At 40.8% G+C, this 22704-nt stretch carries 13 protein-coding genes; 11 read left to right on the top strand and 2 right to left on the bottom strand.

Going from position 1 to position 22704, the window contains the following annotated elements:
* Positions 1-254: 254 nt before the first annotated feature.
* Complete coding sequence (locus BMX11_RS17530) at positions 255-1427, bottom strand: IS4 family transposase (protein WP_262502424.1); 1173 nt, start codon at positions 1425-1427, stop codon at positions 255-257.
* A gap of 1089 nt (positions 1428-2516) precedes the next feature.
* On the opposite strand from BMX11_RS17530, the gene BMX11_RS17520 reads away from it, so the two are divergent.
* From BMX11_RS17520 to BMX11_RS17475, 10 genes are all read left to right on the top strand, one after another.
* Positions 2517-3248 carry an aspartyl/asparaginyl beta-hydroxylase domain-containing protein gene (locus BMX11_RS17520; RefSeq protein WP_245738697.1) on the top strand — a complete coding sequence of 244 codons (732 nt, stop codon included), beginning with the start codon at positions 2517-2519 and terminating at the stop codon, positions 3246-3248.
* On the top strand, positions 3245-4192 hold the full coding sequence (locus tag BMX11_RS17515) for a hypothetical protein (RefSeq protein ID WP_090886629.1): 948 nt from the start codon (positions 3245-3247) through the stop codon (positions 4190-4192). Before BMX11_RS17520 ends, BMX11_RS17515 begins: the two co-directional genes overlap by 4 nt.
* Positions 4192-4713, top strand: coding sequence for an adenylyl-sulfate kinase (gene cysC / locus BMX11_RS17510; RefSeq protein ID WP_090886627.1), 522 nt, complete (start codon positions 4192-4194; stop codon positions 4711-4713). Before BMX11_RS17515 ends, cysC begins: the two co-directional genes overlap by 1 nt.
* A 263-nt stretch (positions 4714-4976) precedes the next feature.
* Complete coding sequence (locus BMX11_RS17505; RefSeq protein WP_139180217.1) at positions 4977-5888, top strand: bifunctional UDP-sugar hydrolase/5'-nucleotidase; 912 nt, start codon at positions 4977-4979, stop codon at positions 5886-5888.
* 50 nt (positions 5889-5938) lie between these two features.
* The gene (locus BMX11_RS17500; RefSeq protein ID WP_090886623.1) at positions 5939-6481 is read left to right on the top strand and encodes a phage tail protein; all 543 of its coding nucleotides are present in this window, start codon (positions 5939-5941) and stop codon (positions 6479-6481) included.
* On the top strand, positions 6482-7636 hold the full coding sequence (locus BMX11_RS17495; protein ID WP_090886621.1) for an ABC transporter substrate-binding protein: 1155 nt from the start codon (positions 6482-6484) through the stop codon (positions 7634-7636).
* Positions 7637-7647: 11 nt separating this feature from the next.
* Positions 7648-17478, top strand: a complete 9831-nt coding sequence (locus tag BMX11_RS17490; RefSeq protein WP_090886619.1) for a YDG domain-containing protein — start codon at positions 7648-7650, stop codon at positions 17476-17478.
* A gap of 71 nt (positions 17479-17549) precedes the next feature.
* Complete coding sequence (locus BMX11_RS17485) at positions 17550-18437, top strand: PorP/SprF family type IX secretion system membrane protein (protein WP_090886617.1); 888 nt, start codon at positions 17550-17552, stop codon at positions 18435-18437.
* 106 nt (positions 18438-18543) lie between these two features.
* On the top strand, positions 18544-19056 hold the full coding sequence (locus BMX11_RS17480; RefSeq protein WP_139180216.1) for a hypothetical protein: 513 nt from the start codon (positions 18544-18546) through the stop codon (positions 19054-19056).
* Positions 19057-20145: 1089 nt separating this feature from the next.
* The gene (locus BMX11_RS17475; protein ID WP_090886612.1) at positions 20146-21420 is read left to right on the top strand and encodes an ATP-binding protein; all 1275 of its coding nucleotides are present in this window, start codon (positions 20146-20148) and stop codon (positions 21418-21420) included.
* A 189-nt stretch (positions 21421-21609) separates the two neighbouring features.
* Here the strand turns inward: BMX11_RS17475 and BMX11_RS17470 are convergent, their stop codons facing one another.
* Positions 21610-21885, bottom strand: a complete 276-nt coding sequence (locus BMX11_RS17470) for a hypothetical protein (protein ID WP_139180215.1) — start codon at positions 21883-21885, stop codon at positions 21610-21612.
* Between the two features lie 224 nt (positions 21886-22109).
* Here BMX11_RS17470 and BMX11_RS17465 point away from each other — a divergent pair, with 224 nt between their 5' ends.
* Positions 22110-22421: a hypothetical protein gene (locus BMX11_RS17465; RefSeq protein ID WP_090886608.1), complete on the top strand. Its 312-nt coding sequence runs from the start codon at positions 22110-22112 to the stop codon at positions 22419-22421.
* Positions 22422-22704 lie beyond the last annotated feature (283 nt).

Here is a 22704-nt window from a genome sequence, read left to right as displayed (position 1 = left end):
GTTTTGCTTTTCATTCAAGTAAAACAGAATCTATGAAGGGGGTAGAAATACCTGCGGTTAGAGGACCGCTCATAGTTCAATTAAAGAGAGGTTTTGTTTTCTCATTTAATTGATAGTTAGTTGGTTTAAACAAGGTTGCGGCGGATGCCCAACCTTGTTTTGCAAACAGGAATATTCCCTATCCTCTTAGGGGTCGTCATTTCTTTCCTCACCGCTTTTCTAGTTGTAGCGTCTCCAATGCTATTAAGTTAAGCTTATTTATATGTTTGTTGCAACCTGCTCTTATTTTGCCGAACTTTAATTCTGGGAAAGCTCCTCCTTGGCTTTACCGCAACTACAGTTTCTGAAATCTGCTTGACTAGCCCTTTAGTTATTGTTTTTATTTTTAATCCCATCAGCAACTCAATTAGGCTGTTTCTAACAAATCTGAATGCATTTTGCCAGTTGAAGATATAATTGTATCTTCTTTTATTCATGTTTTTTTCAATCGTATCCTGTACGGTAATCCCCAGTAATGCAACAAGGTTCATCATAAAAATATGGGCCTTAAATTCCTGGTTTATACCTTCTGGCTTACGACTACCAAACTGCTCGAGCTCCATTTGGGGCTTAAAACCCTCTTCAATCCCCCATCTTAGAGCATACAGCTTGTCAATATCTGCTAAGCTGATGTCCTTAGGCTTAAGTGAGGATATCAATAGTTCAATCTCTCCAGTTTTGAGTTTGATTTTTGAAACTCTTACTTTTATGGGTTCGCAATCCTGTCCGTGCTCGGCACATGTTCTTTTTTCCCTTTCACTTGGTTGCCACTCAGTAATGAAATCCTCACATGGATTACTCATTACCTGTTTGGCAAATGTAGAATTCGATGAGCTAACCCTAATGCAAAAGTCCCTTTTCTGTATAATAAGCCTCTTGAATATATTGAAGTAACCAAATCCCCTGTCTAATACAAAAATGGCCTTGTCGACCGCCAGGTTATTTAGGCAATCCTTGAAAAGAGTTCTCTCTGAGTTCTTCATCTCGCTTATCCTACTCGCCAATACCGTCTTTGTGTTGATATCAAAAAGCATAAACAATTGGGCAAGACAGCTCTTGGCTCCATTTTCATTCTCAGAATAAACGCCAAAGTATTTTTTTATGGCTGGTGATGCGGGCAGGGAGACCGTTGAGCCATCGCCAGCGATCAACTGAAATCCTTTCCAGCGTTTGACATAGTGTCGCTGATGAAAGTCCACAAGTATGCTGTTCAGATCCTGAAAAAATGAAATTTCAACCTTATAACGTGCCAGCGAGAAAGCTGCCCCAGTAACTGTTTTGACTTTGAATTTGGGCAATAGAGTTGAAATATTGTACTCAACAGATTCCTTGAATAGATTTAAAATTGAGGTAACAACGATCGGAAAGGTGAGCGAGCGATCTCTGATGAAAAACTTTGCTTTGGTAATATATTTCTCAGGAGTAGGATTTTTTTGAATAAAATCACATGTTTTTTTTAAGAGAAACGAGATGTTTCTCCTTTGAAATATTGCTGGAAATTATACTCATGTATTTTTTAATGATTGTACATAAATATACGGAAAATTATCGAAAAAAGCTCCAAAAGTCCTTAACTTAATAGCATTGGTAGCGTCTCGCTACGACCTAATGGTTTCTTTTTCCTCGCCGCCGGAAGGGCTCGTACCTTTTTCTTTGCAAAAAGGTAACCAAACCGAGCCTTGGCGAGCTCATGAATGCCATTAAAAACAATAAATACTAATGAATAAACCCAAGGCTTGCATCCTTTCTTGACTAGGATCATCCGAATGCTACTTGCGGTAATGTTTGTGTTACAGGTTGTGAGTTGCCTGTTATGGGTATGAAAAACTCAGCATGGCTATGCCCCCAGACTCGTAACTCATAGCACGCAACCCGTAACCCATTGATTTCCTATCCTGCGAAATGCTGCTAGGCCGGATCCGCATTTAGGAAAGGTGGTGTGAACTGATGAACTTTAGTTAGCATAGTGCAGAAACCTTGTGGGATACTGTATTATTGGTTGATTAGCTTCGCTTATATTTTTCTTCTATGGCTTATATGGTTAAAAAGTGTTATGGGTTGCGTGTTATGTGTTACGGGCTGCTGCACTAAGCCTCTTTTTCTCTGTGAAAACTTGGTGTTCTTCGTGGTTAAAAATGTTATGGGTTATGTGTTGCGTGTTATGAGTCAATGCGCAGAAACCACCCCCGCCACAACACAGGCTTACACACCCCCTCCTTGAAAATAAGTAGGGGAGTTGCATGGTTCAGAGCCAGGCATGGTGGTTAAGCTGTATTTATCTCTATTAATAGTCCGTCATCCTCACGCAGGCGGGGATCTTAATGCGAAATTAGTCTCTGGTTAAATATTATAAAATAAGTAGGGCTTATTTGTTTATTAGCATTGCTTATATCTTTCTTCTATGGGCTTATATGGTTAAAAAGTGTTATGGGTTGCGTGTTGTGAGTTACAGGACCGATAAAAACTGAAATAAATACTTGCGCAATAAAAAACACTTAACTAATATTACAGAAAACATCTCAACCTTGCTAAAATACATCCAGTTTAACCAGCAATATAACATTTCATTACTCAAAGCCGAGCTTGACATTGCGTTGCAGCAAGATTGGGTAGATCATTTCAATAAGAAAGATTACGAAGGCGATTGGCAGAGTATTTCACTGCGTTCTGCCAGTGGGAAGGAGCAGGATATTTTGGCCAATTATGGTGTTGATCAATATCAGGACACGCCATTATTGAATCAATTGCCTTATATCAAATCCATAATTGAAGAGTGGCAATGCCCGAAAGAAACCATTCGTTTACTGGCTTTACACCCGGGGGCAGAAATTAAACCCCATAGAGATAGGGGCTGTAACTATGAGGCAGGTGTGTTGAGGATACATATTCCAATTCAAACCAACAACCAGCTGAAGTTTATAGTGGGAGATGAGCAGTTGATACTGGAGGAAGGTTCTTGTTGGTATATCGATTTTGATCAAACCCACAGCATTATTAATGGGGGAGAAAACATTCGGGTTCACCTGGTAATTGATGCCCTGAGAAATGAATGGACAGATCAGTTATTCGAAGCCAATGGCTATAATTTTGCGCAAGAAAATCAAGCTCCGGATCGGGATACTACCTTAAAAATGATAGCTGAACTGGAACAAATGGATACGCCAGTGGCTAAAACGTTGGTAGCACAATTGAAGAAAAATCTGGAATGAGCGCACTAATAAACTGGATTCCTTATAAACTATCGTATCAGGAAAATGACTGGCAGCTTTTGTGGCTGGATTTACAGGATAAGCATATTGAAGAGCCTTTTTTTGATGAAACCATCCAGCATTGCCACATTAAAATGAGGGAAAGGTCTAGATATTCGCCAGCGAGCAACCTAGACTTTTTAGTAGAAGCAGCAAATGGGATTGATTTTATACCACCAGCTGCATTTATCTTCCATGTTTCCCGGTGTGGCTCTACCTTATTATCGCAGGCTTTGGCAACTGCCGAAACCAATATTGTTTTTGCAGAAGCCCCCTTAATTGATGAGCTTTTAAGAATGAAGGAACAAGATCCGTCGATAACGGAAGAACAGCAAGAACTTTGGTTTAAATCGGCATTAGCCTTGATGGGCCAGAAAAGGAAAAGAGAATATAAACAACTACATGTGAAATTGGATAGCTGGCATATTCATTTTTACCCGTTATTGCGAAAATGGTTTCCAGATACCCCATTCTTTTTCCTTTCCAGAGAACCGAAGGCCATTATTGCCTCTCATCAGCAAAGAAGAGGCATTCATAGCGTGCCAGGTATGGTTAATCCAAGTATTTTAAAGGTTGATATAGCAGAAAAGCACTATGAAGACTTTAACTTATTCACCGCGGAAGTATTGGCCAAATATTATGATGCTTTAAAAGATATTGTCTTGCTCAATCATCCAAAAGATAGTTTTTATGATTACAGCTGGGGAACGAACTTACTGTTGTCTCAGTTTTTAAAGGTAGTGGATTTATCAGATTCGGCAGATGAAAGAATGTTTAACAGGTTAAACTTCTATAGTAAAAGTCCGGGGGAAAAGTTTAAAGGCGATAATAAGTTAACACTAGCCAGCTATCCGGTAGCCAACATGGCATATGAAGATTTTTTGAAACAATTAACTAAACCCTAATGGCTAAAATTATTCAATTTACAGGACTCTCTGGCGCAGGGAAATCTACTATTGCACAGGAGTTTGAAAGGCTGAGTAAGGATTTAAGGGTTAAAATTATTGATGGGGATGTGTACCGGCAAAGCCTTTGCAAAGATTTAGGTTTTAGCAAAGCAGATAGGATAGAGAACATTAAGCGACTTGGGCAGTATGCTAAAAGTATAGAGAATGACTTCGATGTGATCATAATAGCTGCCATTAACCCGTTTAATGAAAGCAGAGATTATTTAAAGGCAAGTTATCATGCAGCTTTAATATATATAACTTGTCAAATCAATGTCTTGGTACTACGGGATACCAAAGGCCTTTACAAGCGCGCCTTATTGCCTGATGAAGATCCAGATAAACTGCATAATTTAACGGGGGTAAATGATATTTTCGAGGAACCTGAAAGTGCCGATTTGATTATAAACACAACGGCGCAATCCTTAAGTAATAGTGTAAAGCAACTTACACACTTTGTTTATAGTGTACTAGAATAGATTTTTTGTAGTACTTATTGTACTCATATGTATGGGTTTGATAGGCTGTAAAAGACTTATTTTACGGTATTTTATAACTAATTGATATATGTCAATAACTAAAAACGCTCATTTAAATCTACTAAAATGAGCTTTTTGTATACTATTTTAGGTATTTGATCTACCAGAAGGGGCTATTTAGATAATTGAAAGTTTGTAGTATTTGTACTATAAGCAATTTTATTTCATCTTTACAGAAACAAACATTCCTTATTACACTTTTTATGAATACCAATAGACGCTCTTTCCTAAAGAGGAACGTCTTGTTAAGTAGTAGTCTGTTATTGGCTGGTCCAATAGACGCGCTCTCTAAGGCAAGCCGTACTATTAACACTAAATCTGTCAATCAAAAACAGGTCAATATCATGTATAGCAATGATATTAACGGGGCTGTTGATTCGACTTCAAAAGGGTTTGGTGGCTTAAAATCTTTACAAACTACCATCAATAACGAACTTCTTTCTACTTTATTATTGGATGCCGGAGGATTTTTAAATTTTAATCGGAATAACCATGCAGAAACCATCCAATGGATGAATAGGGCAGGTTACCATGCGGTTAACTTGAGTGTTGCAGACCTTAAACAAGGGCTAGACGCATTTTCCGATTTACTTCCATACATGGCATTTGATCTGCTAAGCTGTAACTACCATTTTGAGCACCCGAAATTACAAAAAGCTGTAAAAAGCTATCAGGTAATTACTTATGGTAAATACCGTGTAGGGGTTACTGGTGTTGGGGAAGTAGCGAAAATCGATGGTTTGAAAGTATCTGATCCAAATGTGGCATTAAACAAAATTGCCCAATTCTTAAAAGAAGAAAAGGGCTGCGATTTAGTTGTTTGCTTATCACACCTGGGCTTTGATACTGAAGCAGAACAACATAATAAGCAACTTGCTGCTAACACAAGTTCAGTAGATCTTATCGTTGGTGGGAATACTTCGAAAGGTAAAAACCTGCTTCATGTGCTTAGAAATAAAGATAAGACTGAAGTGTTGATGGGGACGAGTCATGCAGGATTATATTCCTTATCTCAAATTTCATTTGGTTTTGACCTGGATAAAAATACGTACAACTTGGCGTTCAAGCGACATATGTTTGGCAATCCTCTAAATGATACGTTCGTGAATACCTAAGAATTTTAATTAAACAAAATATATAACTATAAACCCAAAACTGAATTAACATGGATTTTTATTTAGCTCAAATTATTTTATTTGCCGGAAATTTTGCTCAACGAGGCTTTCAGTTCTGCAATGGACAAATTTTGTCTATTGCCCAAAATACGGCCGTATTTTCTTTATTAGGAACGACTTATGGCGGGAACGGTCAAACAACTTTTGCACTTCCCGATCTTCGCGGTAGAGCGCCGATTGGGGCAGGTCAGGGCTTGGGTTTACCCAATATCAGCTTGGGAGAAGTGAGCGGAACACCAACTACCACACTTTTAATTACCAACATGCCTATGCATAATCATACACTAACGGCAAGTTCACTTGCAGGAACTGTTGGCGTACCTTCAGCTAATGTTTTATCTGCGAGTCCTAAAACAGGATCAGGCCCTAATGCTACCACGTTAAATACTTACAATGCAGGTCCTGTTGATTCAGTATTAAACCCACAAAGTATAGGCCTTTCAGGAGGCAGTCAACCATTTAATAATATGCAACCTTATTTAGGTATAAATTATACAATTTGTGTAGAAGGTATGTTCCCATCAAGAAACTAAATGAATAAACCACTTAAAATTGGTTTTTTAATGCCTTATTCAGGAGTCTATCCGTATTATGCACAGCATATTACGGCTGGATTTCTGTGTGCAGCAACCAAAATGTCACACACCGCTACAGACTTTGCTTTTGTACCTACCTATATTGGGCAGGGTGGGAGTAAAGCCATTTTAGAAGCCGCACAAAAGCTGATTTTCTTTGAAGGTGTTGATGTGTTGATGGGGATGATTAATCCAAAAATGTATCCGGAACTAAGGCCTATATTGGAAAATCATAATAAGCTTGGCTTATTTTTCGATTTTGGAGAATCAGTACCTCCTGTGGGAGGATATGGTAGTCATATCTCTAACCTTTCTATTGGGCTTTGGCAGAGTGAATATGTACTGGGCCAATGGGCTACTAAAGAATTTGGACATAGAGGCCACATGATCTCACCCATATATGAAAGTGGGTTCAACTTGAGCTCATCTTTTCTTAGTGGTGTAGGTTCAGCAGGGTCTAATCAACTTAAAAGTACAGTTTTAAAAGAAAGCCATGCCAGTAAAGATCTTTTAGATCTGAATGATTTTTTTAATGCCATAGACGCAGATGCTCCAGATTATGTACATGCCATTTTTGTAGGTCAAATTGGAAATGAGTTTCTAAAACAATGGAGCGCAAGTAAATTCAATAATGTTATTCCTTTGGTAACCGTAGAGAATATGGCCTACCCGGATATGCTGGAAGATATAGGTCATCTGGGGTTAAACTTTTACAGTGCCTCTACCTGGAGTAAGGAACATAAAACAGGATCCAACCCTGCTTTTGTAAGGGGTTTTGAAAACTTTGGCAAACAGCAAGCCAACTTATTTGGCATGCTGGGTTATGAAGCAGGCTTAATACTTGGCCGAATGAAAGCACAACTTACGATTGGGAATACTGCTACTGCAATAGCTCATTTTAATCAAAGTGGTACTGTAGGGCCAAAGGGAGTACTTTACTTTGGCAACCCGGAACAACAAAGTTTTCCATTGATAGATATTGTGAAAATCAATACTACCAATAAAAAAAATAACGCAACTATTATTGCTCAGGGTACTGCCCTGGGATACGATATATCAACTGTTTACAGTGAAACTGAAAGCGGTTGGCAAAATCCATATTTATCAGTCTAATTAACGCTTTTATGAAGAGATTTTTTACTAAAGTAGCATTTACGTTTTCTGTGATTGTTCTTTTTCTGGCATTAGCTCCCGCATATGCACAATACACTAAAAGTCAGTTACATGTACAAGGTTTATATACCGCCCTGGCTAAAGATGCCAGTGGGAATGTTTATGTAACCAAAGCCTCATCGCCAGGGGTTTACCATGTGGTAAAATATGCCAATGGAGCCGGAACACCTACAACCATTTACAGTAACTTAACCTCACAACCAGGGGAATACCCATGGGGATTAGCTGTTGCTTCAAATGGCGATGTTTACATCAGCACCGATTTTACTTCGAGTGGTGGAGCCATTATCAGGTTAAATGCAGCATCGGCCTATTCAGCCACTACGGTACAAACCGGGAGGTTTTTTACAGCGTTGGCTATGGATGCTACAAATAATTTGTACGCTATAGAATATAACAACACCAACTCAGATTTTGCCGTGGTTAAATATACAGATCCATCAACCGCAAACTCAAACAGTAAAACCATGATTTATCATGGAATTGTTTCTGGTTCAGGGCTTAGCTACGCTACTGGATTAGCAGTGGCTACAAATGGAGATGTTTTTGTTTCCAAAAGTTTTAATGTAGACGGTGGATCTGCTCAAACCGGTGGGATTACTAAACTTACTGCACCAGGTTATACAGCTAGTCAGGTAGCAACAGGCACCTATACCACCAGTATTGCAGTTGATGACTTTGGTAACCTATATGCTAGTGAAAATGCTGGTACCGGTTACAAACTATATAAATATACCGGCGCTACCGGAACGCCCACGGTTTTTTATACGCCATTAACTGCCTCCCATCCATTTTATCCTTATGGAGTAGCTTTTATCGGTACTACAGGATATATCGCTGATGGAGATAATGGTTCGGGAGGAGAGCTAATCAAATTAACCCCAACAGACGGAACAGCTCCAACTACACCTACAGGATTGGTTGCTAATGCAGGTAGCTCGCAAAATACCTTAAACTGGACTGCCAATACAACTCCAGATTTATTGGGTTATAAAGTTTATGGGGGTACCACTTCCCCTCCAAGTACTTTATTGGCTGCTATACCAGCAGGAACTACTTCTTATACCCATACAGGCCTTGTTAATGGAACACCATATTTCTATAGCATTTCGGCTGAAGATATTTATTTTAATGAAAGCGCAAAAACTGGCATTGTTACCGCCACCCCAATACCACCAGCCATTACTTCGGCTACTTATGATGCCTCAACAGGTGCACTGGCTGTAACAGGAACATCATTTCCTGCATTAGCCGGAGCCACCAATGATATTGTAACCACTAAGTTTACCATTACAGGCGAGGGAGGAGCAAGCTATTTGCTTACTTCTGCTAACGTAGAAATCACTTCGTCAACACTGTTCACCATTAATTTAAATGCAGCAGATAGAAATGCGGTTGAGTTAATGTTAAACAAAAACGGAAACAGCTCTACTGGGGGCACAACTTATAATCTGGCAGCAGCCGAAGATTGGGCAGCAGGAGAAAATCCGGCCTCCGTCATTGCAGACGCAAGTAATGCGATTACCGTTTCTAACGTTGCCGTGCCAACCATTACCAACGCTACTTACAATGCTTCAACAGGTGTATTAGTAGTAACCGGAACAGGATTCGTATCAAGTAGCGGTGCTACCAATGATATTGTGGCTAATAAGTTTACCTTAACCGGCGAGGGAACTTATGCATTAACCAATACCGCTAATGTAGAGGTAGCTTCGACAACCAGCTTTACTTTAACATTAAGCGCCACAGATAGAACAGCCGTTAACCAGCTGGTTAATAAGAATGGTACTTCTTCTACAGGAGGAACCACCTATAACCTGGCAGCAGCCGAAGATTGGGCAGCGGGAGCAAATGCGGCGGTGAATGTAGCAGATTTAACTGGGAACGGAATTACGGCAAGTAATGTTGCCGTTCCAGCCATAACATCGGCAACTTATGATGCTTCGACAGGTATTGTTGCCGTAACCGGAACAAACTTCCTTTCTTTAACCGGAGCAACTAACGATATTGTTGCCAATAAGTTTACCGTTACCGGAGAAGGTGGATCTACTTATACTTTAACGAATACGGCCAACGTAGAGATTAGCTCAGCAACGGCTTTTAGTTTAACATTAAGCCCGGCAGATAAGGCCGCAGTTGACCAAATCGTTAATAAAAACGGAACATCATCTACTGGTGGAACAACTTATAACCTGGCAGCGGCTGATGATTGGAATGCAGGAGCGGATGGAGCGCTAAATATAGCCGATGCAGCTGGAAATGGTATCACAGCTAGTAATATTGCCATTCCTGCAATTACTTCAGCTACTTATAATGCCAACACTGGCGTACTTGCCGTAACCGGAACAGGATTTTTAAAGTTAAATGGCGCAACCAATGATATTGTAGCCAATAAATTTACTTTAACGGGCGATGGAGGTTCAACCTATACCTTAAGCAACACCTCGAATGTGGAAATAACTTCAGGTACTTTGTTTAGCTTAACTTTAAGTGCAGCAGATAGGGCAGCAGTTAACCTTATTGCTAATAAAAGCGGAACGTCATCTACAGGTGGAACCACCTATAACCTTGCAGCCGCAGACGATTGGGCAGCTGGTGCTGATGCAGCAGTTGCTGTTGCAGATTTAACCGGAAATGGAATAACGGTGAGTAATGTTGCAATCCCAGCCATTACATCAGCAACATACAATGTTTCAACAGGAGCTTTTGTGGTAACCGGAACAAACTTCCTTTCTCTTTTTGGCCCAAGCAATGATATTGTGACTAATAAATTTACTGTAACAGGTGAAGGAGGTACAACATATACATTAACGAATCTTACCAATGTAGAAGTTGCGTCTGCAACGGCCTTTACGTTAAACTTAAGTGTAGCAGACAAGGCCGCAATTGACCAAATCTTTAATAAAAACGGGTCATCATCAACAGGAGGAACCACTTATAACCTGGCAGCAGCCGAAGATTGGGCAGCGGGAGCTGATGCGGCAGTTACTGTAGAAGACTTAACTGGAAACGGAATTACAGTTTCTAACGTTGCCGTTCCTACCATTACAGCTGCAACTTACAATGCCACTACAGGGGTACTTGATGTTACCGGAACAGGTTTCTTAAAAGCAAGCGGAGCGTCAAATGATATCGTAGCCAATAAATTAACTTTTAAAGGGCAAGGAGCAGCAACTTACATACTTACTAATTCGCCTAATGTGGAGATCACCAATGGAACTTCATTTAGTATCACCGTTAGTGCAACAGATAGAAATGCTTTGGCCGTGTTAATGAGCAAAGATGGTTTAAGTGCACTAGATGCAACAGTATATAATCTGGCAGCAGCCGAAGATTGGAATGCAGGCGCAGATGCAGCTCTGGCCATTGCAGATGCAACAAACCCTATTACGGTTTCAGGTGCAAAATCTAGAAATGCCGATTTAGCCTCATTAACCACCAGCGCAGGAACATTTACACCAGCTTTTGCAGCAGGAACCAACAGCTACAGTATTAATGTTCCTTTCACCACTACAACGGCAACAGTTACTGCTACAAGGGCAGAAAGCCACGCTACATTAACTTCAAGCTTGGGAGCAGGCACATTTACAGTCCTAACAGATGGTGTAGCTTCTGCAGCTTACACACTTAATGATGGAGCGGCAACGCTTATCAATGTTAAGGTTACAGCAGAAGAACCTACGGTAAGTAAAACATATACCCTTACCGTAAACAAACAAGTAGCAGCATCTGTTGGCGATTTAGTTTGGTTAGATTATGATCAGGATGGATCAAAAGATGCTGGCGAGCCTGGTGTATCTGGTGTTACAGTTACCTTAACAGGAAATGATATTTTTGGAAATGCAATCAACTTAAGTACAACAACAAATGCTACAGGAAACTACAGCTTCGGTAGCCTGAATCCTTCAAGTGCGTATAAAATAACAATATCTGGTTATCCGGCACGTTATACCACAACTTATGATTTTGATGGTGTTGGAACGGTAGGAGCAACCTTCGCATTAGCATCTGGTCAAGATAGAACAGATATAGATTTTGGCGTGTATGATCCTCATTATGCTAATGCCGATTTATCAGCATTGAGTACTACCGCAGGATTAACGCCGGTATTTGCAGCAGGAGCAACAACTTATACTGCCAGTGTTTTAACAGCTACAAGTACAGTGAAGTTAACGGCTACAGCACTTGCAGCAGGATCTACGCTTCAAATTAATGCAAACGGAGCAGGTTTTGTTCCATTAACAAGTGGGGTAGAAACTGCAGATTTAGCTTTAAACTTTGGCAATAATACATTTGATGTTAAAGTTGTAGCACAAAACGGTACTACTACTAAAACTTATACCATAACTGTTAACAGACCAAATGCAAGTCAAACGATTACATTTGCAAGTACTGCATCAACAACTTATGGTACCGCCGATTTTGATCCTGGAGCTACCAGTGCAACATCAGCAACTAATGGGATTACTTATACCAGTAATAATTTAGCAGTAGCTACAATAGTAGCAGGTAAAATTCATATTGTTTCTGCCGGATCAGCAGTAATTACCGCAAAACAAGCGGCAAGTACAGGATATAATGCAGCAACAGATGTAACCCAAACCTTAACTGTAAATGCAAAAGATATTACCGGTAACTTCACTGCCGATAATAAAATTTATAATGGAAACAATTCCGCAAGCATATTAACCAGAACACTTACTGGTGTAGTAACCGGAGATGAACTCACCGTTACCTTAACCGGTGGAACAGCAACCTTCGATAATGCGAACGTAGCCACTGGCAAAACAGTAACCTCGGCAGGTATGACCTTAGCGGGTACTAAAGCAGCCAACTATACTTTAACATCAGTAAATACCACAACAGCCAACATTACGGCTAAAGATCTTGCTGGTAACATTACCGCAAGTAATAAAGTATATGATGGTAATAATACAGCCAATATTTTAACCAGAACTTTAACAGGAGTGGTTACAGGAGAAGAAGCAGATGTAACCTTAACAGGTGGAACCGCTACTTTTGCAGATGCATTGGTAGGTACAGGTAAAACCGTTACCGGAACAGGATTAGCCCTAACGGGAACAAAAGCAGCCAACTACAACTTAACAGGCGTAGGTACTGCAACAGCCAACATTACTGGCTTAGCCTTAACAGGTAACTTTACTGCCGATAATAAAGTTTACGATGGTAATACCACAGCTACGGTATTAACCAGAACATTAACAGGTGTTTTACCTGCAGATGTAGCCGATGTGACCCTGAATGGTGGAACAGCAAGTTTTGCTACTGCCGATGCAGCTACAGGCAAAACAGTAACTGCTGCGGGCATGACCTTAGGCGGAGCCAAAGCGAGCAACTATACCTTATCTTCTGTTGCTACAACCACGGCTAACATTACCGGACTGGCCTTAACAGGTAGCTTTACAGCCGATAATAAAGCGTACGATGGTACCAATACGGCAACCATCTTAACCAGAACATTAACAGGTGTATTACCTGCTGATGTAGCTGATGTAACCTTAAGCGGCGGAACAGCGGTATTCGGAGGTGTCAATACCGGAAATGGTAAAGAGGTTACTTCAACGGGAATGATATTAACGGGTGCAAAGGCAGGAAACTATACCTTATTTGCGGTAAATAACGCAACAGCCAACATTACGCCAAAAGATATCACCGGAACCTTCACAGCAGCCAATAAAACTTATGATGGTAACACTACCGCAAGCATCTTAACCAGAGGTTTAACCGGTGTATTAGCTGGTGACGTTGCTGATGTAAGTTCAACTGGTGGTACAGCTACTTTTGCCACAGCAACTGTTGGTACTGGTAAAATGGTAACCGCAACAGGACTAGGCCTAACCGGTTTAAAAGCAGATAATTATAACTTAACAAGTGTGGCCGGTACTACAGCCAACATTACTGGCTTAGCCCTAACGGGTAACTTTACTGCGGGTAACAAAGTTTACGATGGTAATACTACCGCTACCATATTAACCAGAACATTATCAGGTGTTTTACCTGCTGATGCAGCCGATGTAACCTTGAATGGCGGAACAGCAAGCTTTGCTACTGCCGATGCAGCTACAGGCAAAACAGTAACGGCTACAGGCATGACTTTAGGAGGTGCCAAAGCAGGTAACTATACTTTATCGTCTATTGCTACAGCTACGGCTAATATTACCGGGTTGGCTTTAACAGGTAGCTTTACTGTCGATAATAAAGTGTACGATGGTACCAATGCGGCAACAATTTTAACCAGAACATTAACAGGTGTATTACCAGCCGATGTAGCTGATGTAACCTTAAGTGGTGGAACAGCAGTGTTTGGAGGCATCAATACTGGAAATGGTAAAGAGGTTAGCTCAACCGGAATGGTATTAACTGGTGCTAAGGCTGGTAACTATACGCTATTTGCGGTAAATAACACTGCAGCTAATATTACAGCAAAAGATATCACCGGAACCTTCACTGTAGCTAATAAAGCGTACGATGGGAACACCACGGCCAGCATCTTAACCAGAAGCTTAATTGGTGTAGTAGCAGGCGATGTGGCTGATGTAACTTTAACTGGTGGCACCGCTACTTTTGTCTCTGCAACTGTTGGTACAGGTAAAATCGTTACCTCAACTGGTATGATCATTACTGGAGCTAAAGTAGAAAACTATAACTTAACAGGTGTAGCCACTACTACGGCCAATATTACAGGCTTAGCTTTAACTGCTAACTTTACTGCGGCAAACAAAGTTTACGATGGAAACAATACCGCAACCATCTTAACCCGAACCTTAACCGGTGTACTTCCGGCAGATGTTGCTGATGTGACCATTAATGGTGGTACAGCTACTTTTGCAGATGCAGATAGAGGAACTGGGAAAACTGTTACCGCTACTGGTTTAACCTTAGCTGGAGCCAGGGCCGCTAACTACAGCCTGTCTGTGGTTAACACGACCACAGCAGACATTAGCGCTAAAGACATTACCGCAGGCTTTACAGCCGATAATAAGGTGTATGATGGCAATGCAACAGCAGCTATTTTAATCAGAACCTTAACAGGTGTTTTGGTTCCAGATTTGGCAGATGTAACCGTTAACGGCGGAACAGCTACATTTAACAATGAAAATGTTGGTACAGCTAAAGCAGTAAATGCTTCAGGCTTAGTTTTAGCAGGCGCAAAAGCAGCCAACTATAACATTAGCACCGTAAATGCAACAACCGCAAATATTACGGCTAAGAATATCAATGGAAACTTTACAGCCGATAATAAAGTGTATGATGGCAATACCACAGCAACGGTATTAACCAGAACCTTAACAGGCGTATTAACTGCCGATGCTGCTGCGGTAAACCTAACCGGTGGAACAGCAGCCTTTGCTACTGCAACTGTGGGTACGGGTAAAACGGTAACTGCAGCTGGTATGAGCATAACGGGAGCAAGAGCAAGTAACTATAGCTTAACAGGTGTAGCCAACACAACGGCTAATATTACGGGCTTATCTATTACCGGAAATATTACCGCCAGCAATAAAGTTTACGATGGCAATAATACAGCAACCATTTCAGGCAGAACCTTAACCGGTGTACTAACGGCTGATGTTGCCGATGTAACCCTAACCGGTGGAACAGCCACTTTTGCCGATGCCAATAAAGGAACTAATAAAACAGTTACGCCAACAGGCTTAGTCTTATCAGGAGCAAAAGCAGCTAACTATACCTTAGCATCTGTAGCCAACAGCACAGCAGATATTACCGCTAAGGATATTTCTGGCGCGTTTACCGCTGATAATAAGGCTTATGACGGCAACACCACGGCAAGTATCTTAACCAGAACCTTAACAGGTGTATTAACTGCTGATGTAGCGGATGTTACCCTAACCGGTGGAACCGCAACCTTTGCTGATGCCAATATAGGTACGGGTAAAACGGTAACTTCAGCAGGGATGACCTTAACAGGTTCGAAATCTGCTAACTATAACTTAACAGGAGTGACCACCACAACTGCCAATATCGGAGTTAGAAACATTACCGGGGTATTTACCGCCAGCAATAAAGTTTATGATGGCAATACTACTGCTACAGTATTAACCAGAAGCTTAACGGGTGTTTTAACTGCTGATGTAGCAGATGTAAATCTAACTGGTGGAACAGCATCATTTGCTGATGCCAATGTAGCCACAGGTAAAACGGTAACCGCTGCAGGCATGACCATTACTGGTGCCAAGGCAGCCAACTACAGCTTAACCAGTGTAGCCACCGCAACTGCATCTATTACTGCTAAAACAGTTAATGGTAGCATTACTGCGAGCAACAAAGTTTACGATGGTAACACTACAGCCGCTATTTCTGGAAGAAGCTTAACCGGAGTTTTAACAGCCGATGTAGCTGATGTAACCTTAACTGGTGGCACTGCAACCTTTGCCGATAAGAACGTTGGAACAGCGAAAGTGGTAACTGGAGCAGGCTTAGCCTTATCAGGCGCAAAAGCAGCCAACTATACATTGGCCAGCCTGGCTACAACAACTGCCAACATTACGGTTAAACCAATTACGGTTACAGCAGATGCCAAAACAAAGGTGTATGGTGAAGCAGATCCTGCATTAACTTACACCTTATCTACAGGTGCGCTAGCTACAGGCGATAATGTTACAGGTGCGCTAAGCAGAGCAACAGGTGAAGGTGTAGGTACTTATGCCATCGCGCAAAACACGCTTACTGCAGGTACAAACTACAGCATTACCTATGTGCCAGCCAACTTACAGATTAACAGAAAAGCTTTAGTTATTACAGCAGATAATAAAAACAGAAACTTTGGTGAAGCTAATCCGGCACTTACCGCAAGTTACAGTGGTTTTGTAGGTACAGAAACTGCAGCTGTGTTAACGAGTCCGGTGGTGTTAAGCACTACAGCTACCATAACCTCTACAGCTGGTAACTATCCAATTACAGCAAGTGGTGCAGCAGCAGCAAACTACAGCATTACTTATGTTGCCGGAACACTTACGGTGAACCCAACAACGCAAACCATCACATTTGCAGCATTGCCAAGTAAGCTGGATACTGACGGTACCTTTACCTTAACAGCCACTGCAAGCTCTGGCTTACCGGTAACTTATACCAGCAGTAACCCGGCTGTTGCCCGAATTATTAATGGTAACCAGGTTGAGATCTTAAGGGCAGGTGTAATCAATATTACAGCCAGTCAAGCGGGAAATGCAGATTACCAGGCAGCAACTCCAGTTGTTCAGTCGTTTACGGTAATTGAGAATCCGCCACCAGTAATTAACATTTCTAGTAACAAAGGCAATAGCATCAGTAAAGGTGAAATTGCAACGCTTACAGCAACCGGAGCGGTAACCTACCAATGGTCAAATGCAAATGGTATCATCAGCGGGCAGAATACAGCAACATTAACGGTTAGACCATCTCAAAATACAACCTACACCGTTACAGGATTTAACCAGTACGGAAGAAGCAGTACCAAAACCTTTACTTTGGAAGTAAGGGCCGACTTCCAGGTGTTAAACATCATGAACGTACTTACGCCAAATGGTGATGGTAAAAATGATACCTGGAAAGTAGAGAACATTGATATGTATCCAAACAATACGGTTAAAGTATTCGATCGTTCTGGAAAGAGTGTATTTGAAATGAAGGGGTACGATAACAGTTGGGGTGGTACCTACAGAGGTTCGGTATTGCCAGAAGGTACTTACTTCTTCATCATCGATTTCGGTCAGGGAATAGGAGTAAGAAAAGGATATATCACCATAGTAGGTCAACAATAAGAGATTAACCAGTATGATCAGTTCTATAACAATAGCTATAAAACTGATCATCAATTGCTAAACGTATAAAGATGAAAACAAAAAGAATTTTTATCACATGTTTGATGATTAGCATCGGCATGACAAGCTTTGCGCAGCTTAACCCGATGGGCAGCATGTACTACCAAAACCTTTACCTCAGTAACCCTGCTATGGCTGGTATTGAAAAGGGGTGGGAAGCCAATGCTGGTTACAAGGCACAATGGACATCTGTAGAAGGCGCGCCATCTATGCAGGCAGTAACGGCAGCCTATGGTTCAGAGAACAATAAGGTTGGGGCAGGTGTATCATTTTATAATGAAAACGCAGGGGTAATTCAGCGCACCAGTTTAAAGGGTACTTATGCCTATCACTTACCATTGAGCAGCGGATCAAGCTATCTTGATTTTGGTCTTTCGGCTGGTATCATGAATGAGTGGATAGATTTTAGTAAGGTTAGGGGAGATCAGAGCGATATCTCTTTAACGAACTTCAATCAGCGTAAGCTATATTTTGATGGTGATTTCGGAATCGCCTTTCGCAATCAAAACATAAATATCCAGGCCGCATTACCCAATATGAAAAGGTTCTTTAACCGCGATTTATCCAGAGCAGTAGTAGACAGGGCAACCTATTTTGCTGCGGTAAGCTACAAGTTCATTAACCCCAATAAAGTGCTAAGTTTAATTGAACCGAAGTTTGCTTACAGGGGGATAGATAACTATAGAGATATTGTAGATATAGGAGTAAATACTCAGTTTTGGACGAACAAGTTTTTGCTAAGTGGAATTTACCATAGCAGCAGCAGTTTTTCTGTAGGTGCCGGAACAACGTATCAAAATCAGTTAGCCATATTGGTGATGTATACAACCAATACTTCTGGTTTACAAAACTATGCCAATGGTGAATTTGAAATCGGATTGAAATACAATTTTAGATAAATGGATTACATGGTCATTCCGATTGTTTATTGAGTTCTGAAATGGATTCTTCACTACACTGAATGACAACACTTTCATTAAACAACTCATTTGCTTTACCAGTTTCATGATGAAACCCATATTAGAACAAATTACGCCGATCCTATCTTTTTTAGATAGGGTCGGTGTTGTTTATAAGCTTACCGCAATAGATTCCCAAACCTTTCTTCCGGGCTTAAAACTAAGCCAAGGTACATTGATTATCGATTTAGCACAACTGCTTTATCCCGGTGATATTTTCCATGAGGCAGGACACCTCGCCTGCATGCCGCCCGAAATCAGGCAGGAGATGAGTGATGATCTGGAAAATTCAGATCTGCATCAGGGAGGGGAAATGATGGCCATCGCATGGTCTTACGCGGCGTGTATTCATCTCAATTTAGATCCAGAATTTGTATTCCATGAAGAAGGATATAAATCGGGTGGTAAAGCCATCATAGAAAATTTCCGGCAGGGAGGTTTTATGGGTGTTCCTTTATTGCAATGGTGTGGCATGACCTTCGATAATATACAGGCAGAAAAACATCAAACAGAACCCTTTCCTTATATGCAATCATGGGTGTGTAAAGCCAGACCATAATAAATATTCGTCTTGCAGAGCCGCAATTGTCCTGCTGAATTTATTTTTCGTAACCGTCCTGCTGAACTCGTTTCAGCATCTTTACCGGAAGCAGAATAGAAAGACCCTGAAACAAGTTCAGGGTGACGAGCGTATAAGAGATCATTTAAGCCCCCCAATCCGTAACCGCCTTGCTGAATTTATTTCAGCATCTTTACCGGAGGCAGAGTAGAAAGGCCCTGAAACAAGTTCAGGGTGACGGATTTTTGAGGGGATCATTTAAGCCCCCCAATCCGTAACCGTCCTGCTGAATTTATTTCAGCATCTTTACCAGAAGCAGAGTAGAAAGACCCTGAAACAAGTTCAGGGTGACGGATTTTTGCAGGGGTCATTTAAATAAATCCCATCCGTAACCGTCCTGCTGAATTTATTTCAGCATCTTTACCAGAAGCAGAGTAGAAAGGCCCTGAAACAAGTTCAGGGTGACGGATTTTTCCAGGGATCATTTAGATAAATCCCCTCCGTAACCGTCCTGCTGAACTTGTTTCAGCACCTTTAGCGGAAGCAGAATAGAAAGGCCCTGAAACAAGTTCAGGGTGGCGAGCGTACCAGAGATCATCTAAGAAACCCAATCCGTAATCGTCTTGCTGAATTTATTTCAGCATCTTTATTGTAATGTGTAAAAGGCCATGAAACAAGTTCAGGGTGACGAGCGCACCAGAGTTCAACTAGGAAACCCAATCCGTAACCGTCCTGCTGAATTTATTTCAGCATCTTTACCAGAAGCAGAGTAGAAAGGCCCTGAAACAAGTTCAGGGTGACGGATTTTTGAAGGGATCATTTAAATAGAACCCCTCCGTAACCGTCCTGCTGAATTTATTTCAGCATCTTTACCGGAGGCAGAGTAGAAAGGCCCTGAAACAAGCTCTGGGTGACGAGCGTATCTGAGATCATTTAATAGACCCCACTCCGTAACCGTCCTGCTGAATTTATTTCAGCATCTTTACGGAAGCAGAATATAAAGGCCCTAAAATAAATTCTAAGTGACGCGCATACCAAGACCCAAATCAAATAAAAACCCTTATATTTGCTAATTAAATTAGTAATTACATGGCGCAAAACGTAAACATCACCTCAAAAGGTATTCAGAAAGTATTAAAAAACTATAACGAAAAACAAGCTATAGCAGAATATATCTGGAATGGATTTGATGCCAATGCCGATCAGGTAGCCATAGATTACGTAGCCAATGAGCTGGGGCATTTAGAAAGTCTAAGCATAGCAGATAATGGCTATGGAATCAACTTTGAAAGATTACAACAAAAGTTCGATCCATTTTATGAATCGGAAAAAGCCATCCAGATTACAACACCCAAGCATACATCCAAAATGCATGGAAGGAACGGCGTAGGGAGATTAACCTTTTTTACCTTTGCGCACACCGCAACCTGGTTTACCACCTATCAATCAGAAAAAGGATTGCAAAAGGGAAGGATTCAAATCAATACAGGAGAACTCAATAATTATAACCATGATTTCTCTGAGGCCGCAAGCCCAACGGGTACAACAGGAACTAGAGTACGTTTTACCAATTTACGCATGGGTTTACAGGAATTGGAAGTCTCAGTGATTCCCTTCTTAATTAATGAGTTCTGCTGGTTTATAGAACTGAATAGAAACAAAAACTTTTCCATTAGCATAAACGGAGAACCAGTTGATTTTAGCAGTAACATCAGGGCAACTGAAACCTTTAGCATTAAACATCCCGACACCTCCACCACATTTAATATCAAATATGTGCATTGGAAGGAAAACCTTCATAAAGAGCTTTCTAAGTATTACTTCACATCTGCTGGAGAGGAGATTTATAAAGATTACACCACTCTAAATAAAAAAAGTGATGAGTATTATCATAGTGTATATATAGATAGCGATTTCTTTAAAGACTTCGATTTTAGAAGTGCAGAGAATGAGCATGGACAGGTAACTTTATTTAGTACGGCTAAAGCTTCTTTGGCTTATAAGTTTCTAATTAAAGAGTTAACGGAGTACCTCAGGTCAAAGAGAAAACCATTCTTAAAAGAGTACGCCGATCGGTTAATCGAAAACTATGAGCAAGAGCAAATATTCCCGCTAAACTATAACGAACCCGCCAACAGCAAACAGAAAAGTGAACTTGTTGCCTTAATAAAGGCACTGTATGAATTGGAACCCAAGTTATTCAGCGCGCTAAGTATAGATCAAAAGAAAATGTTGGTGAGGCTTTTAGGTATGTTATTAAGCACGCAGGCACAAGATGCTATCTTTCAATTGCTCAATGATATTGTAGCATTTACCCCAGAAGAACAAGATGAGTTAACTGAAATTTTGACTGCCTCCCGTTAGTGAGGTTACGAGTTGTGAGTTATGGGTTGTGTGTCCTGGCGTTTATTGTATAGGCGTCTACGTTTTTAGGCATTTTGCCTCATATCCTGCAACTGCTTAGTTGGGTTACGTGTTTGGACGTTTATGGTATAAGTGATTAGGTTTTTAGGCAATTTGACTCATAACCTGCAACTCGCAACCCATAACTCCCTACGAATGGGTTTTCAAGTAATTCTCCAAAGCTGCAATAAGTTCTTTTGCGGGTACGCTGTTACTGCGATTATCAAGGCTGTGCTGTGCAGAATTATATTTTTCGATAAATGTTGCTTCAGCAGAGTTGAACTTCAGATAACCCTGTTCAAAATAACGTTCTTCAATAGCTGGAGAAGAATCGAGAGAGCGAAACCACAATTTGATTAAGGCACCCGATTTCCTATCTAGAAAAAGCCAATGAAATATTTCTGATAGTTCGGCATCTTCAGGCATGTTAAGCCTTTTAATTTCTGTGATAAATAGGGATGGACTTTCAAAAAGATATAGAATCTTATAAGCTGGTAACATGGCTGCAAAAATACCCAGTAGAATCCATAAATTATAGGTTTTTTAATTAATTTGTTCATTTTTTAAAATCCAAGTAAATATTTTTCCTCATTCTCAGTCGCTTACGAATTTTGACTTGCTAATGTAATATATCCGTATAAATTTGTTGCATGACTGTAACAGTATTGGCAATTCTGGAAACTGATTTCGTGCCTGATAAGGCATTGGGGAGGGTAATGAACGAGCGTTTGCAGAAAGCTGCTTTCGAACTTCAGGAGGTACATCTTGCTGATCTAAAAAGCATGGGAGAAAGAAATGAAGATGTTGTGGTTTACATCAGTTATAACCCCAAATATAAAATTCGTTTCCGTGTAGTAAACGATGTACCCGAGCCGATAGAAAGTCTGGTTGGGGAAATCTGCGGCAATCTCGGCTATCTCTTCTGGAAAACTGCAACGGTTAACGTTTTCAAAGGAAATTAGGGTAGGGAGTCTGTAGTCCACAGTCATTAGTCTTGAGTCTGTTTACCGCACGTTAATGTTTTGGGTTATGTGTTGCGTGTTACGGGTTTAAGCGCCTAAATTGCAACCGGAACTTTAGACTAACGACTCCAGATTTTGAACTAAAAAAAAAGGTTACGGGACCAAGCGCCTCGCTGTAATTCAATTTTCATGCTGATTAAATTAGCTTCTTGAAAGGATTATACATCCAAGACTCTTGACTAACGACTCTTGACTCCGGACTAAAAAAGTGTTACGGGTCTAA

The organism is Pedobacter rhizosphaerae (assembly GCF_900111155.1).
GTDB lineage: Bacteria > Bacteroidota > Bacteroidia > Sphingobacteriales > Sphingobacteriaceae > Pedobacter > Pedobacter rhizosphaerae.
Note: the sequence above shows the minus strand (reverse complement) of the source record. Positions and strands in the feature narration are given on the sequence as shown.